Raw genomic sequence first — 4,716 nt, 5'->3', positions numbered from 1 at the left:
ATAGCGGCGCGAACCTGGTGTGTGCATCGCCGGGTGTGGTGTATGCCTACGACCGCAACACGTACACGAACACGCTGCTGCGTAAGGAGGGGATCGAGGTGATCACGATCGTGGGCGCGGAGCTGGGTCGTGGGCGGGGCGGTGGTCACTGCATGACCTGCCCGATTATCCGCGATCCGGTCGACTATTAAGCAGTCCGGCGAATCGATCCAGCTGATAGCTGGAAAGGCGTCGCCCGTTCGCCGTTGCGCGGGCGGGCGACGACGTGTTTATGATGGCGGCTGATAGCAAGAGTGGTGATGTGGATACTGGATACTCGCAACAGGCCATCATTCCAGGGTCGGCTACGAGCGGACTCAAGATAGCCCGTCTGAAATAGCGTTTGAGCTTTGAGCAATAAAGGCAGACTGGAATTGCATACGAGAGATCGTGCATGTTGATACACGGCAGTCATTTATTGTGATGTGTTCTTAGCGAGACTCCGTTATGTTACGCAAGATACTTGCGTCAAGTCGTTATATCATGCTGATTCCGGTGATCGCAACGTTTCTGGGTTCGGTGGCGTTAATCCTATTCAAGACCATTGTTCTCTTCGCTAGCGTTAGCTCCATAATCATTGCCAATCGCGGAATTTCGCCGAAATCGGCGAAGTTGATCGCAGTCGGAATTGTCGAGTCGGTCGATATTTTTCTGATTGCAATCGCCGTGTACATTATCAGCATCGGCTTGTACTCGCTTTTCATCGACGATAGTCTGCCGTTGCCGAAGTGGCTGGAAATCCGGAACCTCGAAGATCTGAAGGCAAATCTAATTAGTGTGGTGATCGCGGTTCTGTCCGTGCTGTTTCTGCAGGAGGCTGTCGCGTGGGATGGCGGCGGCGACATTCTGTATTTCGGCCTCGCGGTGGCACTCGTTATCTCGGCGCTTACGCTTTTCCTGATGAAAAATCACGAAAGTCGAAAAGGCAGCCCATGACGCACGCCAATATGGATGCGATCTGACGATCGGTTTCAATCGTCGATCCTCAGTTGTCAACCTTCCCTTAGTCATCAACCTTTACTGAGACCGTCGCCGAAGCAAGGCGCCGATAAATGTTGCGTTGCCCGGCAATGGGCCACCAGTCGTAAAGGAAGATCTCCATCGGCCGCCAGTTCGCGACCCATCCGAAAATGGTCAGGCCTTCCGCGAAAAGTTTAGGGAAGCGGGCACCAGGAAGATTGTCGGCGAATTTGACAGCAACGAGGCTTGCTGCAAGTACTGCCAGACCAATTGCGAGCGAGCGTCGTCCAATACGGAATAATGCACTGAGAGACTGCTGCGTCGCGTCGGCCCGTTCACTAAAATGGTGATTGACGGCCTGTTCCATATCGCTAGATTGCTGTTGTGTGGCTTCCTGAACGGGCAGGCAAAAGACAAGATGGATAGAGCGTCGGGCCGACAGATTTTCCGTGTGACTGACAATATAAGCTTCCACCGCCTGATTGAGAGCGCGTATTTTGAACGGACTGTGATCAAAGCTCTCGAAAAGGAGTGCTGCCCGTTCCACCCGGATCTGGATGATTGCGGCGTCAAAAATAGTAGACATGGCATGCAATCCTCAGAAATGGAGTATCTGTATAGTAGGCTCTTCGTCGGCAGTCGGGGCGAGTAGTACTTGCCAGTACACCACTCATGCTATGACCCATCAAAACCATGCCACGCGATGCGATCGATATGTGATCAGCATCGGATGCATGAGCGTCCGTCGTAACGCCCAACGAATTCTCGCGAGACTATTCAGAATCAGCACGATCCTTCGATTGGGATCGCAAGCTTGCATCACCGCTTCGGGTCGAGCGACCTGACACGGACTATCGGGCAGCCGGATAATAAAAGAGCCATCGACAGAAAGCAGAGTGTCACGCAATGGGACAACCATCGCGAGAATGACAATTGGTCTGCGTGGCTTGAATTGATTGAAATTTGGGGACTTTTTTCCGGCGATAGCCGCAACGCAATTTGTGAATTGCCTCGTCAACTTTTGAGACCTGATCCAAATCAGAAAATCAGGTAACGAAGGGCTGAATTCAATCAGAAAATAGCCGTAAAGATCGGCATCGTTCGCTACACTTTCTTCGGTTGCATTCATGGGGCCACACGATCACGTCCTGTCGTCGATTTGCTGGACATTCCGATTCAAGCGCGGCCTGCTTCATGCCGAAGCCAGCACTTCCGCTTGCGTCAATGCCACAGCGACTAGCTGAGACGAACGGCAACCACAAGTTTGCACAGCGCTCAAGTCCGTGTGTCTTGCTAAAGCATTCGAGGCTCATATCAAGCAATAGCCAGTTCATATCTGAACGATTTTTTTAAATCTGTCAGGTATGAAGTAGTTTGAAAGGGGAATGAGATGCTTAAGTGATTTGTGCGATGCACAGGATTCTTCTTCTGATTGAAATATGAAAAAGCCGTCACTTTCTTTTCCCTATTTGGCGGAAGTGAACTAATCTGCAATTCGACGCAGTCAGGACCCATCATTCGTGTGGAGAGCTAATGAAAAAAATTACCCTATCCGCCGTCTCCGTCGCCTTGCTCGGCACCGCTAGTGCGGCCCATGCTCAAAGTAGCGTGACGCTTTATGGCTTGCTCGATCAGTCGGTTCAGTTTGTCCACAATGCGGACCCGGCCGGCGGAAATGTGTGGCGAATGTTTGGCGGCAACCTTCAAGGTAATCGCTTTGGTCTGCGAGGCGTGGAAGATCTCGGAGGTGGATTGAAAGCGATTTTCACCCTGGAAAATGGCTTCGACATCAACAACGGTCGCCTGGGTCAAGGTGGTCGCATGTTCGGTCGTCAGGTCTTTGTGGGGTTGACTGGAGAGTCCTGGGGCACTGTGACCGCGGGGCGTCAGTTCGATCCGGTTGTCGAGATGGTTCAGCCGCTCACGGGCGGTGGGTATTGGGGCAGTACGTTTGCGACGCCGGGCGATGTGGACAACAACGACAACAGCTCGCGCACGAACAACGCCATCAAATACCGATCGCCAGTGTTCGCCGGATTTCAGTTCGAAGGCATGTATGCATTAGGAGGCGTCGCCGGCGCGACGGGTTCGGGGCAGACATGGTCGGGGGCGGCGAGCTATGGCATTGGCCCGTTCGAGATCGCGGCTGGCTATATCCATATGGATAACCAGTCATCGGACATACCCCGCACCGGCTGGAACAGTACATCGGACGGGATGTTTGATGGCGGTGCCAGCGGTCTGTCGATCAACAACGCGTACCGTACGGCCAAATCCGTTGGGATTGCGTCGGTCGCCGCGCAGTATCAGATTGCCTTATTCACCATCAATCTTGGCTACAGCAATGCGCAGTACAAGCCCGATGCCGCGTCGGCTTTCCAGACAACGCAAAAATATAACGTCGCGCGCGTCTATCTTGGCTATCAGTTGACGCCAGCCACGATGTTGGGTGCGGGCTACGCGTACACAAGGGGCACTGGCGATGCGGCCGCGACCTATAACCAGTTCTCGCTGGGTGCCGACTACGCGGTTTCGAAGCGAACGGATTTCTATCTGGTTGCTGCTTATCAGCACGCAAGTGGCGATCAGCGCTACACCAATACTGATGGAACCAATGGGGGGCTGGGTGAGGCGACCGCTTCAATCGGCTCGTATGGCGACCAGTCGCATACCAACTCTCAGGCGATAGTGAGTCTGGGTATTCGTCACAGGTTTTAAGCGGGACAGGTTTGACGAAATCCATGCGGAGATTTCCCGCCTGTCTGGCCCGGGAATTTCTGCGCCTTGGGATTGAGTATCGTTACGTCAGCGATGTCTCGTGCAAACCCGCAAGCGTCCCATGGCGCGGCGCGGTGACTTCGCCGGGATCCTCGCGACGAGTAATAAAAGAGGAGAAAATTAATGAAGGCAATTCATGCAATCAGGCTGGCAGTCGGAACACTGCTCGTAACCGGTTCGATCGCGGCCGTTGCGCAGACAAACGATCCGACATCGTCTGCCAACCCGAGCGGGCCGAATGCGGGTAGGTCGCACGAGAGTTTAGGACGAATGGTTCGTAATGCGTTGTCGCATGAGATGGGGATCTACGCCTCCCACATCATTGTCCGCTCGGAAGCGGGCACGATCATCCTGTTGGGAACCGTGCCGGATCACACCGCCAGTGAGAAGGCGGAAGCGATTGCCAGGCGCGTAGCGGGCGTGGTCGCGGTCAAGAACGCATTGTCGTTGCGCCCGGAAGGGGTGTAGGTGGAGTGCCTGTATTTCGGCGTGTGTGCGGAACCGGTTCGGGTATTAACCAGAATAAAAAAGTACCCCGACGCTCATGCGCAGGAATAGAATTTTCTGAAGACGGAGATACGAGGGTACCGCGGGGCGACTCCTTATGCGTGGGGATCACACGTGACGAAATGGGTTATGTAGGTGCTTCTTAACTCATGTTATGTGCGGACGTGAACGACCCAACTTATAGAAAGAAAGGGAAACGTATGCCGTCTACTGAGCAAAAAATGTCGAAGATGCAGCTCACCGGGATGGTGGTGGGCGGCATGGTGGGCGCCGGGATCTTTTCGCTGCCGCGGACGTTCGCGAATGCGACGGGCCCGCTGGGCGCGGTCATCGCGTGGCTGATTGCCGGCACCGGCATGTACATGCTGGCGCGGGTGTTCCAGTCGCTGGCCGAACGCAAGCCCGAGCTCGACGCCGGCGTGTTCGCGTACG

The 4,716-nt window shown here is 54.4% G+C and carries 7 protein-coding genes; 5 read left to right on the top strand and 2 right to left on the bottom strand.

What is annotated here, in order from left to right; translation table 11 throughout:
* Positions 1-191 (top strand): arginine deiminase family protein (locus HHL14_RS32590; RefSeq protein ID WP_230413316.1); only part of this gene is annotated, 191 nt, incomplete at its 5' end.
* A gap of 295 nt (positions 192-486) precedes the next feature.
* Entirely contained in the window at positions 487-975 is a 489-nt protein-coding gene (locus HHL14_RS32585) for a YqhA family protein (RefSeq protein ID WP_169501710.1), read from the top strand.
* Positions 976-1,042: 67 nt separating this feature from the next.
* Here the strand turns inward: HHL14_RS32585 and HHL14_RS32580 are convergent, their stop codons facing one another.
* Positions 1,043-1,585 carry a hypothetical protein gene (locus HHL14_RS32580; RefSeq protein ID WP_169501709.1) on the bottom strand — a complete coding sequence of 181 codons (543 nt, stop codon included), beginning with the start codon at positions 1,583-1,585 and terminating at the stop codon, positions 1,043-1,045.
* A 99-nt stretch (positions 1,586-1,684) separates the two neighbouring features.
* Entirely contained in the window at positions 1,685-2,128 is a 444-nt protein-coding gene (locus HHL14_RS32575; RefSeq protein ID WP_169501708.1) for a hypothetical protein, read from the bottom strand.
* Positions 2,129-2,532: 404 nt separating this feature from the next.
* Between HHL14_RS32575 and HHL14_RS32570 the strand changes: the two genes are divergently transcribed.
* The 3 genes from HHL14_RS32570 to HHL14_RS32560 all read left to right on the top strand — a co-directional run.
* Positions 2,533-3,717, top strand: a complete 1,185-nt coding sequence (locus HHL14_RS32570) for a porin (protein ID WP_169501707.1) — start codon at positions 2,533-2,535, stop codon at positions 3,715-3,717.
* Positions 3,718-3,900: 183 nt separating this feature from the next.
* Positions 3,901-4,245, top strand: coding sequence for a BON domain-containing protein (locus HHL14_RS32565; RefSeq protein WP_169501706.1), 345 nt, complete (start codon positions 3,901-3,903; stop codon positions 4,243-4,245).
* Positions 4,246-4,484: 239 nt separating this feature from the next.
* On the top strand, positions 4,485-4,716 hold a 232-nt coding region (locus HHL14_RS32560; RefSeq protein WP_169501711.1), incomplete at its 3' end, for an amino acid permease.

This window comes from Paraburkholderia antibiotica, from assembly GCF_012927125.1.
Classification (GTDB): Bacteria; Pseudomonadota; Gammaproteobacteria; order Burkholderiales; family Burkholderiaceae; genus Paraburkholderia; species Paraburkholderia antibiotica.
Note: the sequence above shows the minus strand (reverse complement) of the source record. Positions and strands in the feature narration are given on the sequence as shown.